The organism is Microbacterium sp. Root322 (genome assembly GCF_001425645.1).
In the GTDB taxonomy this organism is placed as follows: Bacteria; Actinomycetota; Actinomycetes; order Actinomycetales; family Microbacteriaceae; genus Microbacterium; species Microbacterium maritypicum.
The window spans coordinates 445,961-467,610 of record NZ_LMCS01000002.1; the positions used below are offsets into that span (position 1 = coordinate 445,961).

Annotated in this window: 24 protein-coding genes and 2 tRNA genes; 4 read left to right on the top strand and 22 right to left on the bottom strand. The window is 68.4% G+C overall.

The features are described 5' to 3' along the window. Positions 1–75 precede the first annotated feature (75 nt). The 4 genes from ASC55_RS06915 to sigK all read right to left on the bottom strand — a co-directional run bounded on the left by ASC55_RS06915 (position 76) and on the right by sigK (position 3,180). A complete protein-coding gene (locus tag ASC55_RS06915; RefSeq protein WP_055873924.1) occupies positions 76–960 on the bottom strand; it encodes an aminodeoxychorismate lyase in 885 nt (294 codons plus the stop codon). Positions 961–1,124: 164 nt separating this feature from the next. Beyond that, a complete protein-coding gene (locus ASC55_RS06920) occupies positions 1,125–1,754 on the bottom strand; it encodes a hypothetical protein (RefSeq protein ID WP_055873927.1) in 630 nt (209 codons plus the stop codon). A 29-nt stretch (positions 1,755–1,783) separates the two neighbouring features. Beyond that, on the bottom strand, positions 1,784–2,584 hold the full coding sequence (locus ASC55_RS06925) for an anti-sigma factor (RefSeq protein WP_055873930.1): 801 nt from the start codon (positions 2,582–2,584) through the stop codon (positions 1,784–1,786). Continuing rightward, entirely contained in the window at positions 2,581–3,180 is a 600-nt protein-coding gene (gene sigK, locus ASC55_RS06930; protein ID WP_031205569.1) for an ECF RNA polymerase sigma factor SigK, read from the bottom strand. The genes ASC55_RS06925 and sigK overlap by 4 nt, the downstream gene beginning before the upstream one ends. A gap of 195 nt (positions 3,181–3,375) precedes the next feature. Between sigK and ASC55_RS06935 the strand changes: the two genes are divergently transcribed. Together ASC55_RS06935 and ASC55_RS06940 are read left to right on the top strand one after the other, a co-directional pair. Next, positions 3,376–4,032 (top strand): fasciclin domain-containing protein, encoded by a 657-nt coding sequence (locus ASC55_RS06935; protein WP_017828978.1) that lies wholly within the window; start codon positions 3,376–3,378, stop codon positions 4,030–4,032. A gap of 137 nt (positions 4,033–4,169) precedes the next feature. Further along, a tRNA-Lys gene (locus ASC55_RS06940) sits at positions 4,170–4,242 on the top strand. A gap of 98 nt (positions 4,243–4,340) precedes the next feature. Here the strand turns inward: ASC55_RS06940 and ASC55_RS06945 are convergent. Together ASC55_RS06945 and ASC55_RS06950 are read right to left on the bottom strand one after the other, a co-directional pair. Further along, positions 4,341–4,781, bottom strand: coding sequence for a DUF1622 domain-containing protein (locus ASC55_RS06945; RefSeq protein ID WP_017828979.1), 441 nt, complete (start codon positions 4,779–4,781; stop codon positions 4,341–4,343). A 113-nt stretch (positions 4,782–4,894) separates the two neighbouring features. Then, entirely contained in the window at positions 4,895–5,350 is a 456-nt protein-coding gene (locus tag ASC55_RS06950; RefSeq protein ID WP_055865271.1) for a hypothetical protein, read from the bottom strand. Positions 5,351–5,530: 180 nt separating this feature from the next. Here ASC55_RS06950 and ASC55_RS06955 point away from each other — a divergent pair, with 180 nt between their 5' ends. Further along, a complete protein-coding gene (locus tag ASC55_RS06955; RefSeq protein WP_017828981.1) occupies positions 5,531–6,076 on the top strand; it encodes a type 1 glutamine amidotransferase domain-containing protein in 546 nt (181 codons plus the stop codon). A 7-nt stretch (positions 6,077–6,083) separates the two neighbouring features. Here ASC55_RS06955 and ASC55_RS06960 read toward each other — a convergent pair whose 3' ends face one another. From ASC55_RS06960 to ASC55_RS07025, 14 genes are all read right to left on the bottom strand, one after another. Then, positions 6,084–7,028 carry a DUF1254 domain-containing protein gene (locus ASC55_RS06960; protein WP_082524258.1) on the bottom strand — a complete coding sequence of 315 codons (945 nt, stop codon included), beginning with the start codon at positions 7,026–7,028 and terminating at the stop codon, positions 6,084–6,086. Positions 7,029–7,109: 81 nt separating this feature from the next. Beyond that, positions 7,110–7,625 (bottom strand): CGNR zinc finger domain-containing protein, encoded by a 516-nt coding sequence (locus ASC55_RS06965; RefSeq protein WP_055865274.1) that lies wholly within the window; start codon positions 7,623–7,625, stop codon positions 7,110–7,112. Positions 7,626–7,855: 230 nt separating this feature from the next. Then, the gene (locus ASC55_RS06970; protein WP_055873931.1) at positions 7,856–8,389 is read right to left on the bottom strand and encodes a DUF1697 domain-containing protein; all 534 of its coding nucleotides are present in this window, start codon (positions 8,387–8,389) and stop codon (positions 7,856–7,858) included. Further along, positions 8,386–8,967 carry an isochorismatase family protein gene (locus ASC55_RS06975; protein ID WP_055875996.1) on the bottom strand — a complete coding sequence of 194 codons (582 nt, stop codon included), beginning with the start codon at positions 8,965–8,967 and terminating at the stop codon, positions 8,386–8,388. Before ASC55_RS06975 ends, ASC55_RS06970 begins: the two co-directional genes overlap by 4 nt. A 67-nt stretch (positions 8,968–9,034) precedes the next feature. Then, positions 9,035–9,107, bottom strand: a tRNA-Thr gene (locus ASC55_RS06980). Positions 9,108–9,176: 69 nt separating this feature from the next. Then, entirely contained in the window at positions 9,177–10,730 is a 1,554-nt protein-coding gene (locus tag ASC55_RS06985; RefSeq protein WP_055873934.1) for an alpha/beta hydrolase, read from the bottom strand. Continuing rightward, positions 10,727–11,884, bottom strand: coding sequence for a DNA polymerase III subunit delta' (locus ASC55_RS06990; RefSeq protein WP_055873937.1), 1,158 nt, complete (start codon positions 11,882–11,884; stop codon positions 10,727–10,729). The genes ASC55_RS06985 and ASC55_RS06990 overlap by 4 nt, the downstream gene beginning before the upstream one ends. Before the next feature lie 70 nt (positions 11,885–11,954). After that, positions 11,955–12,584 carry a dTMP kinase gene (gene tmk / locus ASC55_RS06995; protein WP_055873940.1) on the bottom strand — a complete coding sequence of 210 codons (630 nt, stop codon included), beginning with the start codon at positions 12,582–12,584 and terminating at the stop codon, positions 11,955–11,957. Beyond that, positions 12,581–15,442, bottom strand: a complete 2,862-nt coding sequence (topA, locus tag ASC55_RS07000; protein ID WP_055873944.1) for a type I DNA topoisomerase — start codon at positions 15,440–15,442, stop codon at positions 12,581–12,583. The genes tmk and topA overlap by 4 nt, the downstream gene beginning before the upstream one ends. Positions 15,443–15,522: 80 nt before the next feature. Further along, positions 15,523–15,849 carry a hypothetical protein gene (locus tag ASC55_RS07005; protein ID WP_017829063.1) on the bottom strand — a complete coding sequence of 109 codons (327 nt, stop codon included), beginning with the start codon at positions 15,847–15,849 and terminating at the stop codon, positions 15,523–15,525. Beyond that, positions 15,849–16,226, bottom strand: a complete 378-nt coding sequence (locus ASC55_RS07010; protein ID WP_055873947.1) for a TadE family type IV pilus minor pilin — start codon at positions 16,224–16,226, stop codon at positions 15,849–15,851. Before ASC55_RS07010 ends, ASC55_RS07005 begins: the two co-directional genes overlap by 1 nt. A 17-nt stretch (positions 16,227–16,243) precedes the next feature. Beyond that, entirely contained in the window at positions 16,244–16,441 is a 198-nt protein-coding gene (locus ASC55_RS07015) for a DUF4244 domain-containing protein (protein ID WP_017829065.1), read from the bottom strand. A gap of 60 nt (positions 16,442–16,501) precedes the next feature. Continuing rightward, a complete protein-coding gene (locus tag ASC55_RS07020; RefSeq protein ID WP_055875999.1) occupies positions 16,502–17,398 on the bottom strand; it encodes a type II secretion system F family protein in 897 nt (298 codons plus the stop codon). After that, the gene (locus ASC55_RS07025; protein ID WP_229778813.1) at positions 17,398–18,405 is read right to left on the bottom strand and encodes a TadA family conjugal transfer-associated ATPase; all 1,008 of its coding nucleotides are present in this window, start codon (positions 18,403–18,405) and stop codon (positions 17,398–17,400) included. The genes ASC55_RS07020 and ASC55_RS07025 overlap by 1 nt, the downstream gene beginning before the upstream one ends. A gap of 402 nt (positions 18,406–18,807) precedes the next feature. Between ASC55_RS07025 and acs the strand changes: the two genes are divergently transcribed. After that, positions 18,808–20,775, top strand: a complete 1,968-nt coding sequence (acs, locus tag ASC55_RS07030) for an acetate--CoA ligase (RefSeq protein ID WP_055873950.1) — start codon at positions 18,808–18,810, stop codon at positions 20,773–20,775. Between the two features lie 106 nt (positions 20,776–20,881). Here the strand turns inward: acs and ASC55_RS07035 are convergent, their stop codons facing one another. Next, positions 20,882–21,340 carry a RidA family protein gene (locus ASC55_RS07035; protein ID WP_055873953.1) on the bottom strand — a complete coding sequence of 153 codons (459 nt, stop codon included), beginning with the start codon at positions 21,338–21,340 and terminating at the stop codon, positions 20,882–20,884. Continuing rightward, positions 21,337–21,561: a hypothetical protein gene (locus ASC55_RS07040; RefSeq protein WP_017829070.1), complete on the bottom strand. Its 225-nt coding sequence runs from the start codon at positions 21,559–21,561 to the stop codon at positions 21,337–21,339. Before ASC55_RS07040 ends, ASC55_RS07035 begins: the two co-directional genes overlap by 4 nt. Positions 21,562–21,650 lie beyond the last annotated feature (89 nt).

The following is a 21,650-nucleotide window of genomic DNA, read 5'->3' on the forward strand; positions in this document are numbered from 1 at the left end:
AGAGGGCCCAGGAACTTCGGTTCCCGGGCCCTCTTCACGTTGCGGCGCGTCTTCGCGCGCCGGCGCCTCGAGGGATCAGTCGCGGGGCGAGAGCAGGTAGCGGTTCAGGTCGGCGGTCAGCGTGTGGTCGAACGGAAGTGCGACATCGTCGACGGCCGTGATCGCGGCGGCGAGACGCACGCTCGACACCAGCCACGCGGCATCCGCTTGGGGGAGGTCGGTCGCCGGGATGCGGTCGTAGCCGACGTCGAACCCCTGGGCGGCGAGATACTCGTAGACGCTGAGCTGCGTCGTGCCGTGCAGGATGCCGCCGTTCGGAGCCGGGGTCACGAACCGGTCATCGAAGCGGAGGATCAGAGAGGCGGTCGGAGCCTCCAGCACGAACCCGTCGCTCGAGAGGAAGATCGCATCGTCGGCGCCGCGTCGGTGCGCCTCACGCAGGGCGGCCATGTTCACGGCGTACGACAGCGTCTTCGCGCCCAGCAACAGCCACGGGGCCCGTTCCGCCGCACCCAGGTCGTACCCGCGGTCGAGCGTGACGACGCGTACGCCTCTCTCGCGCACGGCCGAGAAGTCGGCAGCCGGGGCCGCGGTCACCCACGCGGTCGGCGTGGGGCCGTGCTCCACCCCACGGCTGAGGATGAGCTTGATGACCGACTCGCCCGCACCCAGCTGCACGGCCGCGTGGTCGATGGCCTGGCGCCACTGCGCGAGGTTCGGCACGGGAAGGTCGCACAGTCGAGCCGAATGCGCGAGGCGTTCCAGGTGGGGCACGACCTCCTGGGCATGCCCGTCGACCACGCCGATCGACTCGAACACGCCGTCACCGCGCTGTGTGCTCAGCTCCCCGACACTGAGCGCGGGGGCTGCAGCGTCGACCTGCGTGAAGGTGTCGGCGAAGTCGCCGCGCTGTACGTCGGCGGCGACGGGATCGATCATGAGTGCAAAGCGCCCTGTCATGATCCGAGCCTAGATGGCGGGAATACCCACCGCCTCATCGCGTTACAATTGAATGGCCGGGCCGCATAACCCCGGGCTCCAATTTTTGCCGCTTTGAGCGGCCTTCCGCCGAGAGGCGTTCTTGCGGCCCGGTCTTTTCATGTCCGGGCAGTCTCTCCGTCGCCTCAGGCGAGAGCATCCATCCGCCACAGCACAGCGGCCGCGGCCAGATCCTGACCGTAGCTGCTCAGCCGCAGCGCGCGTGTGGTCAGCTCGCTGGCCCGAGCCGGCTCGGTCGGCTCGTAATCGTCGGCGGCATGGGTCGCCCCCGAGGCCTGCACGCGGCAGAATGCCGCGGCGCGGTCGAGCGCGACGGCGAAGTCGCCGCGGAACGCGCCCCGCAGGATCGTGTCGATCAGTGCGACCAGCTCGTCCGGACTCGCCGGCACGGGCGCCCCCGCGATGACCGCATCCGCCGACGGCAGTTCGACGCGCCCCCGGTCGTAGAGGAGTGCGGCGGTCTGCGGGTCGCCGTGGATCGCGAGCTGCAGGACGTAGAGGCGCCAGAGTGCGCCGGGCAGCGTGCGCGACGGCGCCTTCGACCACAGTTCGGCGATCTCGTCGATCCCGTGCTCGGCGGTGAAGGCCACGAGACGTTCCGCACTCACCCCACTCTCATCTGCGCGGACGCGGGTCAGCAGAGCGGATGCCGTGGCATGCGCGACGCGCGTCTCCTCGGCGGGATCGTGCGCGCCGACGATGTTGTCGAAGGCACTCGTGGGGCGGCGCACAGGGCGGTGGTACTGCTCGGGCATCCCTCCAGGGTACGCGCGATCAGTGCGGCTCACGCCGTCGGGATCACGATCACCGGGTCGGTGGTCGGCTGACCGGACGGCGAGCCGCCGGCCTGCTCGACGGTCACGGCGATCGCATCGCCTGCCTGCATGTCCCCCGTGAGCAGGGCTGTGGCTTCCCCACCGTCGACGTCGAAGACGCCGGCGGCGACGGGGCCGTCGCCGCGCACGAACCACAGTTCGTAGGTCTGTCCGTCACCCGGGCTCGGCAGGCCGTCGGCCACCAGCACCGCCTTGCCGGCGGACGCCGACCAGTGCGCTGTGGCACTGCCGCCGTCGTCGAGCTCGACGGTCGCCTGCTGGGCATCTCCGGCGGCTTCGATCTCCTGCAGAGCGACCACGCTCGCGGGCGGGTTCAGCTGCTGATTGAGAGCGACCGCACCGATTCCGACGCCCACGAGCACGGCGAGGCATGCGGCCAGGGCGAACACGCTCCGCGTCCAGCGGCGCTGCTTCGGCTTCGGTGAGATCGCGGGCTCGGCACCGGCGCCGGCGCCGTACGAGTCGGCTGTGCTCTCGGCGTTCGCCGAGGAGGGGTCCGGATCCGTTCGCGATCCATCGTCCTGCGGCATGTCCGCGATCCGCGCGAGCAGAGCGGTGCGGATGTGCGAGGGCGGGGTGACAGGCTCGACCGGGTCTGCGAGCGACGCAGCGGTGGCGGTGTCCGCATCCACAGTGTCCTCCCATTCCGGGTGCTCAGTGAGGGCAGCGCGATAGCGTCGCTCGTCTTCTGCGTCGAGCGAGTGCAGCGCGGCACCTGCCGCGAGTTCCGCGAAGTCCTTCTCGTTCATGCCGTCACCCCCATCGCCGTGCGCAGACGAGTGAGCCCGTCTCGCATCCGTGTCTTGATAGTCCCCAGCGGCGCTCCCACGAGGGCCGCGATCTCGTTCTGACTGTAACCGCCGTAGTACGCGAGGACGAGCGCTTCGCGTTGCGCTTCCGGAAGACCCGACAGCGCTTCGACGACCTTTCCTCCCTCGATCCCCAATTCGACCTGCTCCGCGACACTGTCGTGCGCGACGCCGATGTCCTTGAATCCTGCTCGTACGTCTCGGTCGGCGCTCGACTGCGAAGCTCGCACCCGATCGACGGCCCGGCGATGAGCGATCGTCATGATCCACGCTCGTCCCTGACCTCTGTTCGGAGCGAAGCGGGAAGCGGATTGCCAGATCTCCAGAAAGACTTCCTGGAGCACCTCCTCGCTCTGCGCGCGGTTGATCAGCACGCGGAGGATGAGGCCGAACACGCGGGAGGAGAGCATGTCATAGAGAGTCGCGAAGGCAGCCTGATCACCGGAGGCGACGCGGACGATGAGGTCGGCGACAGCATCCTGCGTCGCTCCGTCCTCGGGAACGTCGAACCCATCGATGACCATCTCCATAAGCATGCCGTATCTCCTCCCCGATCACGTGCAGACGTCGCCCGAATGTGAAGGAAAAGAGATCGCGGAAATGTCCGCTCCTGCGCGGTCGTGGAGGCGGTTTCGAAGATTTCTCAGATTCGTCCCATCCGATCGCGAGCGGGCTCCGAACAGCCCTCGACGCCACGGAGAGGCCGTGGCTCAGTTCTGAAGGAGCTCGACATGTTCAGCACCAAGAAGAAGGTCACCGCAGCGATCACCCTCGGCCTGGCGAGCGCGTTCCTGCTCTCCGCCTGTTCCATGGGCAGCGGCAGCACCACGGAATCGTCCGAGCCGACGGCACCGGAGACGTCGGAGTCGACGCCGATGGAGATGGACCCGGCGGCCAACCTGGTCGGCCCCGGCTGCGCGGCATACGCCGACGCCGTGCCGGACGGCGCAGGCTCGGTCGAGGGAATGTCGCAGGACCCGGTTGCGGTCGCGGCTTCGAACAACCCGCTGCTGACCACGCTGGTCGCTGCGGTGAGCGGACAGCTCAACCCCGACGTCGACCTCGTCGACACCCTGAACGGTGGCGAGTTCACCGTCTTCGCACCGGTGGATGACGCCTTCGCGAAGATCGACCCCGCCACGATCGAGGCCCTCAAGACCGACAGCGCCACGCTGAGCTCGATCCTGACGTACCACGTGGTCCCCGGACAGATCGAGCCGGCTGACATCGACGGCATGCACACGACCGTGCAGGGCGCCGACCTCGAGGTGACCGGCAGCGGCGATGACCTGAAGGTCAACGGCGCCAGCGTCATCTGCGGTGGAGTGCAGACCGCGAACGCGACCGTGTACCTGATCGACACGGTTCTGATGCCCCCGGCTTCCTAAGCCAGGGACAGCCGGGTGGGAGGACGCCCGGCACACGCCCTTCTCGGGTTCTGGAGGAGAGACCCGGGAAGGAAAGGGGCCGTCGGTGGTGCTGTGTCGCCGACGGCCCCTCGTCGTGCGCACTAGACTTTGATGAGGGGCCTCTAGCTCAGTTGGCAGAGCATCGGACTTTTAATCCGCGGGTCGTGGGTTCGAGCCCCACGGGGCCCACCCAGATGACGAATTTCTCGGGTATCCGCACGAGCCGTCAGTAGCCCCGGGCGTCCACGCCTCCGCCGAGGAGGACGGCACATCCGCGCGCAGGTCGCTCAGGGTGTCGGCTTTTCGGGTGCAACGGCCGTCGCCTCCGCGGCACGGTCTCGGCGGACGTTCTCCGCGATCAGCTGGCCGCCACTGGTCAGGAGGGCTCGACGCCAGGGCGCGACACCCTCGATCTCGATCTGGATCGACATCGAGAGCACCGTCCGGATCAGCACGATGAGGCCGAGGATCACGGCGTCCTCGATCGACGGCTTCGACGTGATGGTGCGGATGAGGTCGGCAGCGACCAAGACTTCGAGGCCGAGCAGGATAGCGGCGCCGAGCGTGTTGCGCAGGAGCAGATAGGCGGCGTGACCGTCGCCCGACCGTCGCAGCGAACGGACGGCGAGCACCACGGCGATGATGAACCCTACGACCATCGCGAGTGCACCGAGCACCTCGAAGCCCACCGCGATCACGGTGAAGAACGATTCGATCCCCTCAACCACGTGGCCCCCTCATTCTTGTTCGGTCAGGTCACCCCACCGACAGGATCACTCTACGGTGACGTCGAAGACGCGCGGATGCTCTCTCCGCCGCAGTTCGCCTCTCGGCAGCCGTCTCAGGACTCGCCGCCGGGCGCTCCGGTCAGCAGTTCTTCGCGGATGTCGGCCACTCCATCCGGGAGGGTCTCCCCTTCGAGGGCGAACACCGGCGCCTCCTGGGTGCCGCCGATGCCGCATACCGCGACGCTGTCCGCACCGTCGAGCGTCTTGGGGATGACCACGAACCAGAGCGATGACGGTTCGAGCCGTTCGGTGGTCGCCATGTCGCCGAAGTACGTCGCGTTCGGGGCCAGGGCGCGAGTCCTCTCGGTGCAGAGCTGCACGAGCACCGAGGGAGTGAATTCCGTCCCCGCCGCCGGCGGTTCCGCGGTCTCGGACGCCGAGGGAGACGGCGTGGGGGTCGGCGAAGACGTCGTGGAGGCGGAGGGCGAGGGGCTCGCCGCCGGCTCGGGAGCGCACCCCGCGAGCAGGACGAGCGCCGAGAGGAGGACGAGTGCAGGACGAACGCGCATGTCTGGATCGTACTGCCGAGGCTCCTCGATCCGAGCGGAGCGCTCCGCGGGCCGCCGCTTCTCCCGCTCACCTGTATCACCGGCTCGCCTGCGCGGCCACCCCCTTCCCTCCTCTTCCGCTGCAGGGGATCGTGGAGTCGTCCCCCGAACGGCGGACGATTCTCCAGGAAAGGACGAACGATGACTCTCAGCGGCAGCCGCGTGGCATTCCTCGCGACCGACGGATTCGAGGACAGCGAGCTCACGAGTCCCTGGGATGCGGTGACGGCGGAAGGCGCGAGCGCGACCATGATCGCCCCGGACGGTGCAGCCATCACCGGCAAGAACGGACATGAACAGGCCGTGGATCTGCACGCGTCGGCGACCACTGCGGATCAGTTCGACGCGCTTGTTCTGCCCGGCGGCGTCGTCAACGCGGACCATCTGCGCATGGACAAGGCCTCCGTCGATCTGGCCAGGGCCTTCTTCGAGCAGCACAAGCCGGTCGGCGTGATCTGCCACGGCGCCTGGATCCTCATCGAGGCCGGTGTCGTCGACGGGCGCACGCTCACCAGCTACCCGAGCCTGACCACCGACCTGCGCAACGCGGGCGCGACGTGGGTCGACGAAGAGGTCGTGGTCGATGAAGGCCTCGTCTCCAGCCGCACGCCCGACGATCTACCGGCGTTCAACGCGAAGCTCGTCGAGGAGATCGGCGAGGGGAAGCACGCCGGGCAGACCGCCTGACCGTGCTTCAGTCGGCGGGCTCGACCGAGGGAACGGTCCAGCCCGCCACCTCGGCCAGCCGTGGACGGTAGAGGCGGATCAACAGGTTCCATCCCTCGGGCGTCGGTATCCGGTTGGGGCGATCGTCGTCGAAGTCGCCGAGCCACACCGTCATGGATCCGTCGTCGTTCTTGACGCCGAACACGTCGTTGACGTTCGTGATGCCGGAAGCGCTCGGCTCGAAGTATCCGTCGCCGTTGTACACGCTGACCGAGTAGAACGCATCCGCCGGCACGTCGCGGAGCGTGAGCCGGTAGCGCCCGGGCTCGAGCCCGGGGAACAGTGCGACGTACTGCGCCTCATCGTCGGGGAGCCCGCCCCAGCCGGCAGCGGTTCCCAGCAGGTGATGCACGGGGTCCACCTGCTCGACGCTCCCGAAGCTCCGCGAGAATCCGGGAAGACCCTCCGCGAGCGCCAGGAGATGATCACGGGTGACCTTATGGGTCACCGGGTCGAACGCCGACGGTGCGAACGGGGTGGCAGAGCCCGCATCCACACGCATGCCGTCCTGGATGCGGTGGACGGCATCGAGGTCGTCGGGATCAGTCGGATCGAACAGCACGCGGGCGGCTACCACCACGTAGTCGGAACCGAACTCGTCGACCGTGAGATCGTATGTTCCCGGCTCGTGCAGCACCCGGTTGATGTAGTGGTCCTGGTTGATGATCATGACCGAGACGTATCGGTCGCCGAACGGCGGAAGCGTGAACGTCGCTCCGTGAGAGATGTCGACGATCGTGACCGAGTAGAGCGTGTCGCGGTTCTGTCGGATCACGGGCTGCCTGTCGAGCGGTGCCAACTGCCGATCGTGGTAGATCGCGTTCACGGCCCCGGCCTGTTGCAGAATCCGATCGATCATCACGTCCGTCTCAGCACGGGCGAAGTTGTCGACATTCACGATCACATCAGACACGTCGTCTCCTCATCGTCTCTCGGCCATCGTGGCACGGAAGCCTCGCGCATGGTGTGGCCGAAAGTCTCGATTCGCCGTCTGTCAGATCCGGGCGCGGTGTCTGCGCACCGCCGCACGGTTGGCGCAACGCACGGAGCAGAAGCGCTGGCGGCCGTTGCGGGTCACGTCCGCGACGACTCTCGTGCAGGGCGCGGCCTGGCAACGACTCAGCCGGCTCATCCCCCGGGTGACCAGATGCAGCGAGGTACCCAGGCTGATGACCGCCCGGAGCACGTAGGGCATCGACGGCACGTCGTCGCGGTAGTGCAGGTGCCATCCTTCGTCGTCGTGGTTCGTCAGGCGCGGGTAGGCGGCTGCGGCGGCGAGTTGTGCGTTGAGGAGGGCCGCTCGCGCGTCGGGGTCGGGTTCATCGACGATCGAGAGCCATTCGTCGATGACCACCCTGACCCGCTCATGGTCATCCGCGGCGGGCGGGAAGGTCTGCGTCATGCCCAGTTCGAGTGTGCGCGCCTCGATCCCTGCTCGATCCACCGGCCAGTCGTTGGCCAGTGACGCGGCCAACAGCACGGCATACTCGCCGTAAGGGTTGAGATGCATAAGACCATTACATCACGCTGGATGCATGACCTCGCTGAACACGCTTCCGATCCCCCGCGTCCACCCCGCTGCGCCGGCGCACGAGCATGCCTGGCTCGTGGAGTCACGTCATCCGACGAGCGAGGGCATCGTGCTCTATGTGCGGTGCTCGGCCTGCGACACCCGCCGGGTCGACCTGCAAGCCCACCCGCACACGCCACCGGCAGCGATGAGTACAGATCTGGGCGGAATCACGCCGTCAGCTCGATGAGCGTCCGCGTCGTCCGCAGGTTGCGTGCCGTCCCCGCGACGCCGAGCGCCCGATCCAGCACCGCCTTCGTGAGTCGGGTGGAGTGCATGCCGCCCTCGCCGTAGTCGATCCACACGTCGTCACCGACCAGCGCGATCCGCTCCGCCGGAAGGAGGCGCTGCTCCAACGCTTCGATCGCACCCTCCGACGGCGAGCCCTGGAGGAACATCGCATGCACGAACTTCACGTCGCCCTCGGGGAACGGCTGCGCGGATTCCGAGGACACCAACTGCGCGTGCGTGCGGTGGATGACGGGGGTGTCCACCCCGAACTCGACCCGGATGGCCGCGCGCACAGCGTCGCACGCGGCATCGGGATCCAGTGGCGTGCGGCAGAGGATGTTGCCGCTGGCGATGTAGGTGGAGACGTCGGCCAGGTCGGTCTCGGCGGCGAGCACTTCGCGGAGACGCGCCATCGGAACGCTGTTGCGGCCACTGACGTTCACGGCCCGCAGGAGCAGGACGCTCCGACTCACGCCTTGGGGCTCTCGGCCAGTTCCGCTCCCGCGTGCACGAGCTCGGCGAGTGCGGCCTCGCTGGGCGCGGGTGCGACTCCGGCGACGAGGTCGGTGAAGATGCGGACGCGAACGCCGTGCGCGATGGCGTCGAGGGCTGTCGCCCGCACGCAGTGGTCGGTCGCGATGCCCACCACATCGGCCGTGAGCGCGCCCGCCGCGGTCAGGATCGCGCCCACCGTCTCCCCCGCCTCCGTCCGACCCTCGAACATCGAGTACGCCGGCTTCCCCTGCCCCTTGCGGACATGGTGGGTGACGGCATCGGTCGCCAGAAGCGGGTCGTACTCGGCCCCCTCGGTTCCCGCGACGCAGTGCACGGGCCACGAGTCGACGTAGTCGGGAGTCGGCGCGAAGTGCCCTCCGTTGTCACCGTCGGCGTCGTGCCAGTCGCGCGAGGCGATGATCACGTCGTAGTCGCCGGCGTGGGCGGTGAGAAAGACGGTGACGGCCGCGGCGACCGCATCGCCTCCCTCGACGGCGAGTGCCCCGTCTTCGGTGAAGTCGTTCTGGACGTCGACGATGAGAAGCGCTCTGCTCATGCTTCGAGAGTACGCCGTGAGGAACGGGAAAGGCCCCGTGATGTTCTTCGCATCACGGGGCCTTCGGAGCCGCTTGTCAGAATCGAACTGACGACCTTTTCATTACGAGTGAAATGCTCTGCCGACTGAGCTAAAGCGGCGTGCGACGCGTGAGCGGCGCGATCACCGATATTACCCTGTCTCGCGCTCTCTCGCGAATCGAGGCCGCATCACTCGCAGCGGAGGCCGTCTTCGGGCACGACATCATCGAGCAGGAAAGCCTCGACCGCGTCGTCGACGCAGGCGTTGCCCTTGTTGTACCCGGTGTGCCCTTCGCCGACGCGCGTGATCAGAACACCCTCTTCGAGCTGGTTCGCGAGTGACTCGGACCACTCGTACGGGGTAGCCGGGTCGTTCGTGGTGCCGATCACGAGGATGGGGCCCGCACCTTCGGCCTTGATCTCGCCACGCGTGCCCGTAGGGGGGTACGGCCAGACCGAGCAGGAGTCGGGGCCGGTCCAGTACGGCGCGATCGTCGGTGCGCCCTGAGCGATCTTCGCGTCGATCGCTGCCTCTGCTGCGGGATCGTCTTCCACCGGGTAGTCCATGCAGTTGTAGGCACGGAACGCTTCGGCGGAGTTGTCGGTGTAAGTTCCGTTCTCGCGTCCGTTGTAGAAGTCGGCGAGGAACAGCGCCGATGTCGGCTCGCCCTGCAGCGCCTCATCGAGCGCCTGCGTGAGGTAGCCCCAGCTGTCCTGCGAGTAGAGCGCCGCGATGATGGCGGTCATCAGGGAGTCCGCGCCCAGCATGCGGCCGTCTCCACTCTTGAGCGGTGTGCTGTCGACGCTCGCGAGCAGCGCTCCCAGATCGGTCATCGCCTCATCGACGGTGCCGTTGAACGGGCACTCCCCCGAGTCGAGGCAGTCCTGCATGTAGGCGCGCAACGCGGATTCGAACCCGAGCGCCTGTGTCGCTCCGACCTCGAGCCCCGGAACGGCGGGATCGATGGCGCCGTCGAGCACCAGACGACCGGCCTTCTCGGGGTACAGCTTCGCGTAGGTCGCCCCCAGGAACGTGCCGTACGAGTAGCCGAGGTAGTTCAGCTGCTTGTCGCCCAGCACCGCGCGGATCAGATCCATGTCGCGGGCGGCGTTGACCGTGGTGATGTAGGGCAGGATGCCGCCGCTGTTCGCGTCGCACGCCTCGGCGAAGGCCTTGTGCGAATCGAGCAGCTCAGCCTCCCACTCCGCCGTGCCACGGGCCGCAGCGGGGATGCCGTACAGGTACTCGTCCATCTGCGGGGCGTCGTAGCAGGTCACCGCGGTCGACGCCCCGACCCCGCGCGGGTCGAACCCGATGACGTCGAAGTTCTCGATGAGGTCGGCACCGACGGCGTAGTCGAGGCTGTTGAGGATCAGGTCGACACCGCTCGCCCCGGGGCCACCCGGGTTCGTCAGCAGCGAGCCGACGGGGGTGCCCTCGGCGCGGTGCCGAACCACCGAAAGGGTGATCTCGCCCTTGCCCGGGTCTTCCCAGTCGAGAGGCGCCGTGACATCGGTGCAGTCGAAGCCGACACCGCACTCCGTCCACGTCAGCTCCTGCGAGTAGAAAGGCAGCAGGTCTTCGGCGACGCCCTCGGTATCGGGGGCGCTGGTCGTCGACGGCCGCGAGGACTGCTCGGGGATCATCGCGTACAGACAGCCCGAGAGCGCGACGGACGCAGCGGCCAGCCCTGCGATGATCGCGGCGGCTCGACGCAAGCGGGAAGTCGATCGATTGTTCACGGTTTCCTCCCGCTCGTGATGGTCACGAGCAAGCTCTCCAGGGCGAGCAGAGGGGCGACGTTGCGCTCCAACGACTGCCGCGTGTCGGCAAGGTGGTCAAGTACGACAAGCGTACGGGTCTCGGACCAGGCGGATGCGAGGTCGGTCAGCTCGGTGCGAAGCTCACTGTTGATGAGATCGTCACCACGGCCGAACTGCAGCATCACGACGTCGCGGAACAGCGACTGCAGATCGGTGAGCACGCGGTCGATCCCGTCGCGCAGGCTGCGCGTCGCCCGCTTCTTCTGATCGTCTTCGAGCGCGGAGAGCTGCGTGCGCAGGGCCGGCGGGACCGCCTGCCCCTCGGCGATGCCGATCGTGCGCAGCAGCGACGCCCGCTCCTGGGCGTCGCGCTCGGCGGTGAGCGCCTTCGCGTCCTCCGTGGCGGCCTGGATGATGCGACCGGCGACCTCGACCGCATCGCCCACTCCCCTGACACCGAGGACGGAACGAAGAGTCTCGTCTCGGCGACGCCGAGCCGCATCGTCGGTGGCGAGTCGCTGGGCCATGCCGATGTGACGCTGCGCGTGCCGCGCCGCCTGTTCTGCGACGACCTCGTCGACGCCGGTGCGCAGACTGATGAGCCGGGCGACATCGGCGACGTCGGGTTCCCGCAACCGCAGCGAGCGCACGCGGGATCGGATCGTGGGCAGCAGGTCGGCCTCGCTGGGCGCGCACAGGATCCACACCGTCTGCTCCGGCGGCTCTTCGAGCGCTTTCAGGAGCACGTTGGAGGTGCGCTCGACCATGCGATCGGCGTCTTCGACGACGATGACCCGATAGCGCCCCGCAGACGGTGCGAAGTAGGAGCGTTCGACGAGACCGCGCGCCTCGGCGATGGTGATGATGACCTTGTCGGTGCGCAACGCCGTGACATCGGGGTGCGTGCCGGCGAGCACCTGGCGCATGACATTCTCGTCATCGGGCCGGTCGGCGATCAACGCGGCGGCGAAGGCGTACGCGAGGGTGGAGCGTCCCGAGCCCGGCGGGCCCGTGATCAACCAGGCGTGCGAGAGGGCAGACGGATCGGATGCCGCGGCGCGGAGCGTGTCGACGGCGGCGTCCTGCCCCCACACATCCGCCCAGGGAAACGGGGCGGGAACGGTCTGGGGCATGCTCTCAGCCTAATCGCGACCACCGACGCTCACGGCACGGAGGATCGCTTCCTCGCTCGGTCGAGCCGGATCAGTCGAGCAGCGCTGCGACTCTGGTCCTGATCCGCTCGGCGATGACCTCCGGCGCCGCTGCCGCGTCGAGGACGAGGAACCTGTCCGGCTCGGCCGCCGCGAGATCGAGGAAGGCATCGCGGACACGGCCATGGAACTCCGCCTGCTCGGCCTCGAGCCGGTCGAAGGGCTTGTCGGCGGAGTCCAGACGGGTGCGGGCCTCGGCGGGGTCGAGATCGAGCAGGATCGTCAGGTCCGGGAGCGCGTCCTCCGCCGCCCAGAGCGACAGATCTCGGATCTCGGTCGCGTCGAGAACCCGTCCGGCGCCCTGGTAGGCCACGGACGAATCGAGGTAGCGATCCTGCAGCACGATCTCGCCACGACGGAGCGCCGGTCGCACGACGGTCGCGACATGGTGCGCCCGATCCGCGGCGTACAGCAGCGCCTCCGCGCGCGGCGCGATGTCGCCGCGATGGTGCAGGACGATGTCGCGGATGAGCTGCCCGACCTCGGAACCGCCGGGTTCGCGGGTGCGGACGACGGTACGCCCGGTGTCTTCGAGCCACTGCGCGAGCAGGTTCGACTGCGTGGTCTTGCCCGAGCCGTCACCGCCCTCGAGCGTGATCCACACCCCGCGACCTGAGGTCACGAGTCCGCCTTCTCCGCCGCCTTCGCCGCAGCGTTGGCGGCGCGCGTGGCTGCCGCCTTCTTCGCAGCAGCCGACCGGGCAGCGGACGTGGCAGCTGTGGTCTTCTTCGCGGGCGCCTTCTTGGCGGCAGGCTTCTTCGCGGCCGGCTTCTTGGCGGCAGGAGCCTTCTTCGCGGCCGGCTTCTTCGCAGGAGCCTTCTTCGCTCCGCGCTTGGTGGCCGGACCCTTGGCACGCTTGTCGGCGAGCATCTGCACCGCGACCTCGAAGGTGATGTCCTCGACGGTCTGACCCCGCGGGATCGTCACGTTCGTCTCACCGTCGGTCACATACGCGCCGAAACGTCCGTCGCGGACGCGGATCGGCTTCCCGCTGACGGGATCGGCTTCGAACTCAGCGAGCGCGCTCGATGCCCGGCGACCCGCGCCGTACTTCGGCTGCGCGTAGATCTCGAGCGCCTGGTCGAGCGTCACATCGAAGATCTGCGACTCCGATTCGAGCGACCGTGAATCCGCACCCTTCTTCAGGTAGGGCCCGAACCGGCCGTTCTGCGCCGTGATCTCATCGCCCGACTCCGGGTCGACGCCCACGACGCGCGGGAGGCTCAGCAGACGCAGCGCGGTGTCGAGATCGATCTCGTCGACCGACATCGAGCGGAAGAGCGAGGCCGTGCGCGGCTTGGGCGCTGCTTCCTTCTTCGCGCCGCGCTTGGGCTTGGGGGCCTCGACGACCTCGCCGGTGGTCTCGTCGACCGCGGCGTCTTCCGACACAGGGTCGTTCTCCTGCACGTACGGCCCGAACCGGCCGTCCTTCACCACGATGATCTTGCCGTTGTCGGGGTTCTCCCCGAGCACGCGGTCGCCGGCGACGGGAGCGTCGATGAGCTCCTGAGCCTTCTGGGCGGTCAGCTCGTCGGGTGCGAGGTCTTCCGGCACGTTGACGATGCGCGGCTTGGCCTCGGGGTTCGCGGGGTCGGCCACCTCGAGATACGGGCCGTACTTGCCGAAGCGAAGCGTGGCCGTGTCGGTGATGCGCGTGGAGTTCAGCGCACGAGCGTCGATCTCGCCGAGGTTGTCGACGACCTGGCGCAGACCCACGTGGTTGTCGGAGCCGAAGTAGAAGGATTTGAGCCACTCGACCCGGTTCTGCTCGCCGCGGGCGATCGTGTCGAGGTCGTCTTCGAGCGCAGCCGTGAAGTCGTAGTCGACGAGGTCGGCGAAGTGCTCTTCGAGCAGACGCACGACGCTGAACGCGAGCCACGTCGGCACGAGGGCCTGGCCGCGCTTGACCGCGTATCCACGGTCGAGGATCGTCTCGGGGATCGAGGCGAACGTCGAAGGACGACCGATGCCCTTCTCCTCGAGAACCTTCACGAGCGAGGCCTCGGTGTAACGGGGCTTCGGCGTGGTGCGGTGCCCCTTGGCCTCGGCGTCGGACACGGCGAGCTGATCGCCGACCGCGACAGCCGGCAGCGACTGGTTCTCCGCAGCGTCCGCGTCACCGCGCTTCTCGTCGCGGCCCTCCTCGTACGCCTCCAGGAAGCCCTTGAAGGTGTAGACGGTTCCGGAGGCCGTGAACTCGGCCTTCTTCCCGGCGGCGTCGACGGCGATCGTGACGGTCGTGGTCTCGTACTTGGCGTCCGACATCTGGCTGGCGACGGTGCGCTTCCAGATGAGGTCGTAGAGGCGCTGCTCGTCGCGATCGAGCTCGGAGGACAGCGAGGCCGGCGTGCGGAAGTTGTCACCGGAGGGGCGGATGGCCTCGTGGGCCTCCTGCGCGTTCTTGCTCTTGGACTTGTACACCCGCGGCTTCAGCGGCACCGCGGCGTCGCCGTAGAGTGCCACCGCCTGGCTCCGCGCCGCCTGCACCGCCTGGGTGCTCAGCGACGTGGAGTCGGTACGCATATAGGTGATGTAGCCCTTCTCGTACAGACGCTGGGCGACACCCATCGCCTGCTTGGCTCCCATCGAGAGCTTGCGCCCGGCCTCCTGCTGCATCGTGGAGGTCGTGAACGGCGCGTAGGGGCTGCGCGTTCCCGGCTTGGCCTCGACCTTCGTCACGCTTCCGGTGCCCACGGCATCGACCGCCTGGGCGAGAGCGGTTGCGGCCGCCTCGTCGAGGATGACGACGGCCTTCTTGAGCTTGCCGTCGTCATCGAAGTCGGTGCCCCGCGCGAGCTGGCCACCGTCGACGCGGACGAGACGGATCTTGAACGAGGTGCCCGTCGCCGAAGCCGCGGCATCGACGTCCCAGTACTCGGCGGAGGTGAACGCCATGCGCTCGCGCTCTCGATCGACGATCAGACGGGTGGCCGCGGACTGCACGCGTCCGGCCGAAATTCCGGTCTTGACCTTGTACCAGAGCACGGGCGAGACGTCCCAGCCGTACAGGCGGTCGAGGATGCGGCGGGTCTCCTGCGCGTCGACGAGGTCGTGGTCGAGTTCGCGGGTGTTGCCGACCGCAGCCTGGATCGCGTCCTTGGTGATCTCGTGGAAGACCATGCGCTTGACGGGAACCTTGGGCTTGAGGGTCTCGAGCAGGTGCCAGGCGATCGCCTCACCCTCGCGGTCCTCATCAGTGGCGAGCAGGAGCTCGTCGGCATTCTTCAGCGCACGCTTGAGTTCGGCGACCGTCTTGGTCTTCCGATCGGAGACGACGTAGTACGGGTCGAATCCGTTGTCGATGTCGATGGAGTACTTCCCATAGGCCTGCTTGTCAGCGGCCGGGATGTCCTTCTTGTCAGCGAGGTCGCGGATGTGGCCGACGGAGCTGAGCACCTCGTAGCCGTCGCCGAGGTATCCCTGAATAGACCGCATCTTCGTCGGGGACTCGACGATGACGAGCTTCTTGCCTTCAGCCAAGGGTGCGTCCTTTCTTCGAAGCACACCATACACACCACTGTGTGGGGTCGTTCACAGTGAGCGAGGTCGCGCTGCCGTCGCTATCCCTCGGGTGGCCCGGCACGGGCTCGGGAGACGGCTGCGAGTCCAGCGTACGCCGCTTGCACCTCCACGGTCGCCACGAAGCCCTCGAGAACGCACCCCGTGAGGGTGGCCCCCGCCGCCTGCGCGACCCTCGCGGCGAGTTCACACGGCTGCTCCCCGGTGGGCACGGCGCCGCTCGCGGCGTCTGCTGCGGCGAGCGCGGCGGCGTCGGCCGCCCCCGCCGTGCGCTGCGCCGTCACCGCCGCGCCGCCGACGGCAGCGAGCCCGAGGGACAGGGCAGCGGCGACGGCGAGAACTCCGGACGCGAGAGCGGAGCCCGCCATCAGAGGCCCCCGTCGAGCGCGCAGCTCGTGGCCTGAAGCGGCATGCGGATCAGTGACCCGATGGAGGCGTCGACCGAAGCGGTGACGCACACGAGGTCGCCGGAGAGCGAGGAGGACATGCCTGCTCCGGAGACCGCCGCGTGCACCACGCGCTCCGCCGCATCCTGCCCTTCGCCGCGTCCGAGAAGACGCGCCGCATCGGCCGAGGCATCTTGAAGCGCCACCTGGCGGGATGCCGCACCGAGTGCACCCGCGCCGAGCAGAAACGCGAGCACGACCGCGGGCAGGGCCAGCGCCAACTCCGCCGAGACGGACCCGCGGTCACCCGCGTGTCGCGGCCGTCGTGGCGCATCCTCGGGGGTGCGAGGAGGGGGCATCCGTCGAGCTCCGCGCATCATGACACCGTCAGCGCCCGCCGCACGAGATCGGTGAGGATGCCGCGGACCTCGTCGGATCGCATGATGACGACCAGGAGTCCGGCGAACGCGACCGCCGCCATCGTCGTGATCGCATACTCAGCTGTGGCGGCGCCGGTGTCGTCGCCGAACAGTGTCGCAGCACGCCGACGGTCCAGCGGGGGGATGCTCTTCATGGTGTTCCTTCTTTCTATGGGATGCGTGGGCATCGGATGGTGGGGGTGGGCTGGATACGGTCACAGCGACATCGGCGTGGAGGCGAGGACGCTGAGCAGGAGCGGCGCGACCCCGAGGAGGAGGAATGCGGGCAGCGTGCAGACGCCGAGGGGGAACAGCAGGCGCGTCGAGAGCTTCGCGGCGCGGAGGCGCCCCTGCACCCTGGCGGCGTGCCGGTCCTGGGCTGCGGATGCCCGAAGAAGTTCCGCAGCCGGCACACCCGCAGCACGGGACAGGTCGAGCACGGCGCGGACGCGTTCCTCACCGTCGCCCGAGGTGCCGCTCTGCGACACCAGCTGCAACGCGCGATCGATGGAGGCACCGCCCGAGAGCGCGATGGCGACAAGTTCCGCTCGCATGCCCGGGGTGCCGGGAGCAGGCCGCGCCTGTCGAAGCAGACGTGCTGTCCAGACGCGTGCCGCCACCACGAGGAGCAGGCCGAGGACCACACACGCGGCGCCGAGCACGTTCCCGAAGATCACGCCGATGGTGTCGAAGCCGAGCGCGAACCCGAGCAGCAATCCGGCGAACGGCATCCAGAGCAGCAGCCGCGCCGTACCCGCCGGTTCTGCGAGTGCGATGCGCACGTCATCGGCTGCGGCAGCCGCATCCCTCAGGGTCTCCGCGATCGTCCGGAGAACCTCGGCGAGCGGTGCGCCCACGGTCGTCGCGATCTCCCAGGCGGCGGCGAGATCGACCCACGCCCCACCCTCGGCCTCGATGGCGTCGAGCAGCGGGACTCCGCGATCGACCCGGTCGACCACTGCCCGGGCCTGCGGATCATCGGTGTCAGCCAGGTGCCGCCAGGCGACGACCGGCACCGCCCCGGCCTGCAGCAGCACGGCCAGCGTCTGCACCGCGGTCGCGGCATCCGTCGCACCCGTCTGCGCCTTTCGCGGCATACGACGCGGCCGCATCACCACGGCTGCACCTCTTCGATGTCGAGTCGATCCCCGGCGATCACGAGCCGCCCTGCCTGGCGGATGCGACGGGTACCTCCGGGTGCCCGATCGAGATGGAGGACGATGGTGAACGCGCTGACCGCCTGACGTGCGAGAGCGACCGCATCCATCCCGGCGAGGGCACCAAGAGCTTCGAGCCGAGCAGGAACGTCACGCAGCCCGCTCGCGTGGAGAGTGCCCGCACCGCCGTCGTGCCCGGTGTTGAGAGCGGTCAGCAGCTCGCGCACCTCTTCTCCGCGACACTCACCGACCACCAGCCGATCGGGACGCATGCGCAGCGACTCTCGAACCAGCCGCGCCAGGGTGATGGCGCCTGCTCCCTCCAGGTTCGATTGCCGGGCCTCGAGGGAGACGTGATGCGGGTGGCGCGGGCGCAACTCGGCGACGTCTTCGATCGTGACGATGCGCTCCGTCGGAGGCACTTCCGACAGCAGCGCCGACAGCAGCGTGGTCTTGCCCGTACCCGTTCCCCCGGTGATGAGGATGTTCGCCCGCTCGGCCACCAGTCCCAGAAGCCAGACCTGTTGGGACGCGTCGAAGGCTCCGAGAGCGGCGAGCGCGTCGAGGTCGGCGGCGCGCACACGGGGAATGCGTATCGACAGCGCGGTTCCGGTGGTCGAGACCGGCGAGAGCACCGCATGCACGCGGATACCGGAGTCGAGGCGGACGTCGACGCAGGGCGCCTGGTCATCGAGATGCCGGCCTCCGAGGCCGACGAGCGCGACCGCGAGATCTCGGACCTCTCGCTCCGATGCCCTCCACCCCTCTGCGGGCTCGGCTCCGTTCCCGCGGTCGACGAACAGCCCGCCCGCCCCGTTCACGAACACATCGGTGACGGCATCGTCGAGATGGGCGAGGAGCGGTCCGAAGGCAGGATCCATGTGAAGGCGCTCGGGCGAGGCTTCCGCCACCGATGCGGCAGACCGCTCTCCCCTGGGCTGGATGACGAAGGAATCGGGCATGACGGTGACGCTATGCGGCGCCGCGCCGAGGACAGGGCGCCGATCGCCGGACGACTCGGCCCCTGTGAAGAAGCCGACTCCTGTGCGCGCGGTGCAGGACCGGGCGACGATCACACGCGAGCGAGAAGGGAGCGCTCCCAAAGGAATGGGCGGCATCTCACGGGGGGAATGAGATGCCGCCCACGGCGGTCCACGATTGGGGGAATCGGGCACGCCAAGGCCGGAATGAGAATTCGGCTGTCGTCGAGTGTACGCAAGGCGACCGTCCGGACAAAACCGGCAGCACTACCGACTTTCGGCAGTATGCGATGGGTGGTCGCACGGATAGATTCGCCGTGACCTGGTCGCCCACCCCCACGACCATGCTCGCAAGACCCGTAAGCCGCAAAGGAGCGCCTGCCGATGAGCAGCCAGATCGACCACCTTCTCGACGAGACCCGTAAGTTCCCGCCGTCGGAGGAGTTCGTCGCCCAAACCATCACCTCGCCCGAACTGTATGAGCGTGCTGCCGCCGACCGCGAGGCCTTCTGGGGCGAGCAGTCCCGCGAACTCGTGCACTGGCACAACCCCTTCACCCAGGTGCTCGACTGGAGCAACCCGCCGTTCGCGAAGTGGTTCGACGATGGCGAGCTGAACGTCGCCTACAACTGCCTCGACCGTCACGTCGAGGCGGGCAACGGCGACCGCGTCGCCCTGCACTGGGAGGGCGAACCGGGTGACACCCGCCGCATCACCTACGCCGAGCTCACCGACGAGGTCAAGCGCGTCGCCAACGTGCTCGAGGGACTGGGCATCGGCCAGGGCGACCGCGTCGCGATCTACCTGCCCATGATCCCCGAGGCGATCGCCTCGATGCTCGCGGTCGCGCGCGTCGGCGCCATCCACTCCGTCGTGTTCGGTGGTTTCAGCGCGGACAGCCTGCGCTCACGCATCGACGACGCCGGCGCCAAGCTGGTCATCACGGCCGACGGCGGCTACCGCAAGGGCCGCGTCTCGGCACTCAAGCCCGCCGTCGATCAGGCTCTCGCCGACCGCGGCGACGGCGAGCAGCAGACCGTCGAGCACGTCCTGGTCGTCAAGCGCGGCGAGAACGAGGTCGACTGGACCGACGGCCGCGACATCTGGTGGCACGACGCCGTTCCCGCCGCATCCGCCGAGCACACCGCACAGGCCTTCCCTGCGGAGAACCCGCTCTTCATCCTCTACACCTCGGGAACGACGGGGAAGCCCAAGGGCATCCTGCACACCTCCGGCGGGTATCTGACCCAGGTGGCGTACTCGCACAAGTACGTCTTCGACCTGCACCCGGAGACCGACGTGTTCTGGTGCACGGCCGACATCGGCTGGATCACCGGACACAGCTACGTCACCTACGGCCCCCTCGCCAACGGCGCCACCCAGGTGCTCTACGAGGGAACCCCCGATGCCCCGCACCCCGGCCGGTGGTGGGAGATCATCGAGAAGTACAAGGTGTCGATCTTCTACACCGCCCCGACCGCGATCCGCTCGTTCATGAAGATCGGTCGCAGCGTCCCGGCGAAGTTCGACCTGTCGTCGCTACGACTGCTCGGTTCGGTGGGAGAGCCCATCAACCCCGAGGCGTGGATGTGGTACCGCGAGGTCATCGGGGCGAACAAGACGCCGATCGTCGACACCTGGTGGCAGACCGAGACCGGCGCGATCATGGTGTCCGCTCTTCCGGGAGTCACCGAGACCAAGCCCGGGTCCGCCCAGGTCCCGCTCCCCGGGATCTCGATCGACGTCGTCGATGAGAGCGGCATCGAGGTCGGCAACGGCAGCGGCGGCCTGCTCGTGATCACCGAGCCGTGGCCGAGCATGCTGCGCGGCATCTGGGGCGACCCCGAGCGCTATCGCGAGACCTATTGGGAGAAGTTCGAGGACCAGGGCTACTACTTCGCCGGCGACGGAGCGCGCCTCGACGAAGACGGCGACCTCTGGCTGCTCGGCCGCGTCGACGACGTCATGAACGTCTCTGGGCACCGCCTGTCGACGGCGGAGATCGAGTCGTCCCTGGTCGCGCACGAGGCGACCGCCGAGGCTGCGGTGGTCGGCGCCTCCGACGAGACGACCGGACAGGCCGTGGTCGCCTTCGTCATCATCAAGGAGAGCTACCTCGCCGCACACGAGCCTGCGGGCCTCGCCCAGCAGCTGCGACTGTGGGTGGGAGAGCAGATCGGCGCCATCGCCCGCCCGCGCGACGTCTACATCGTCGGCGAGCTGCCGAAGACCCGATCCGGCAAGATCATGCGTCGCCTGCTCCGCGACGTCGCCGAGGGCCGCGAGGTCGGCGACACCACCACGCTCGCCGACACCGCGGTGATGAGCATCATCTCGGCTCAGGTGAAGTAGGTCGACTCACGCGTCCGAGGCGTGACAGACGGAGAACGCGCCTCCCCTTTCCGGGGAGGCGCGTTCTCTCGTTCTGATGCGACGGTCCACGCCGCGTACGTCGTGCTCAGGCGAGAAGGAAGGCGACCTCGACCTCGACCGGGCTGCCGAGCGGGAGCTCCGCGACGCCGACGGCCGCGCGGGCATGACGACCCGCATCGCCGAAGATCTCTCCGAGAACGTCGCTCGAGCCGTTGATCACGCCGGGCTGACCGGTGAATCCCTCAGCGGAGGCGACGAAGCCCCCGACCCGCAGCACGCCCGCGATGCGGTCGATGCCGCCCGCGGCATCCGCTGCCGCGGCGAGGGCGTTCAGCGCGCACGTGCGGGCGTAGGTCTTCGCGTCTTCCGCGGAGACCTCGGCGCCCACCTTGCCCACGGCGGGAAGCGCGCCGTCGACGAAGGGCAGCTGTCCTGAGGTGTAGACGAGACCGCCGTGCACGACGGCCGGCACGTAGGCGGCGACCGGAGCGGCGACAGCGGGCAGTTCGATGCCGAGCTCGGCGAGACGGTCCGAGACGCTCATGCCTGATCTCCCTCGAACTGGCGTGCGGCCTGCTCGGCGGCGGCGAGGCCGGCGTTGGCCGACGCGTCGGAGGTCACGGGGCGCTTCAGATAGGCGACGAGTCCGCCCTCCGGTCCCTGCACGACCTGCACGAGCTCCCAGCCCTGCTTGCCCCAGTTGTTGAGGATGGCTGCCGTGTTGTGGATCAGCAGCGGCGTGGTGAGGTACTCCCACGTGGTCATGGCACTCCTGTCGATCGGGGCGCGACACCGGAATTCCGGGGCGAGCTCGTCAAAGGCGGTATTCAGGGAACTCCCCTACGATCAAGCGT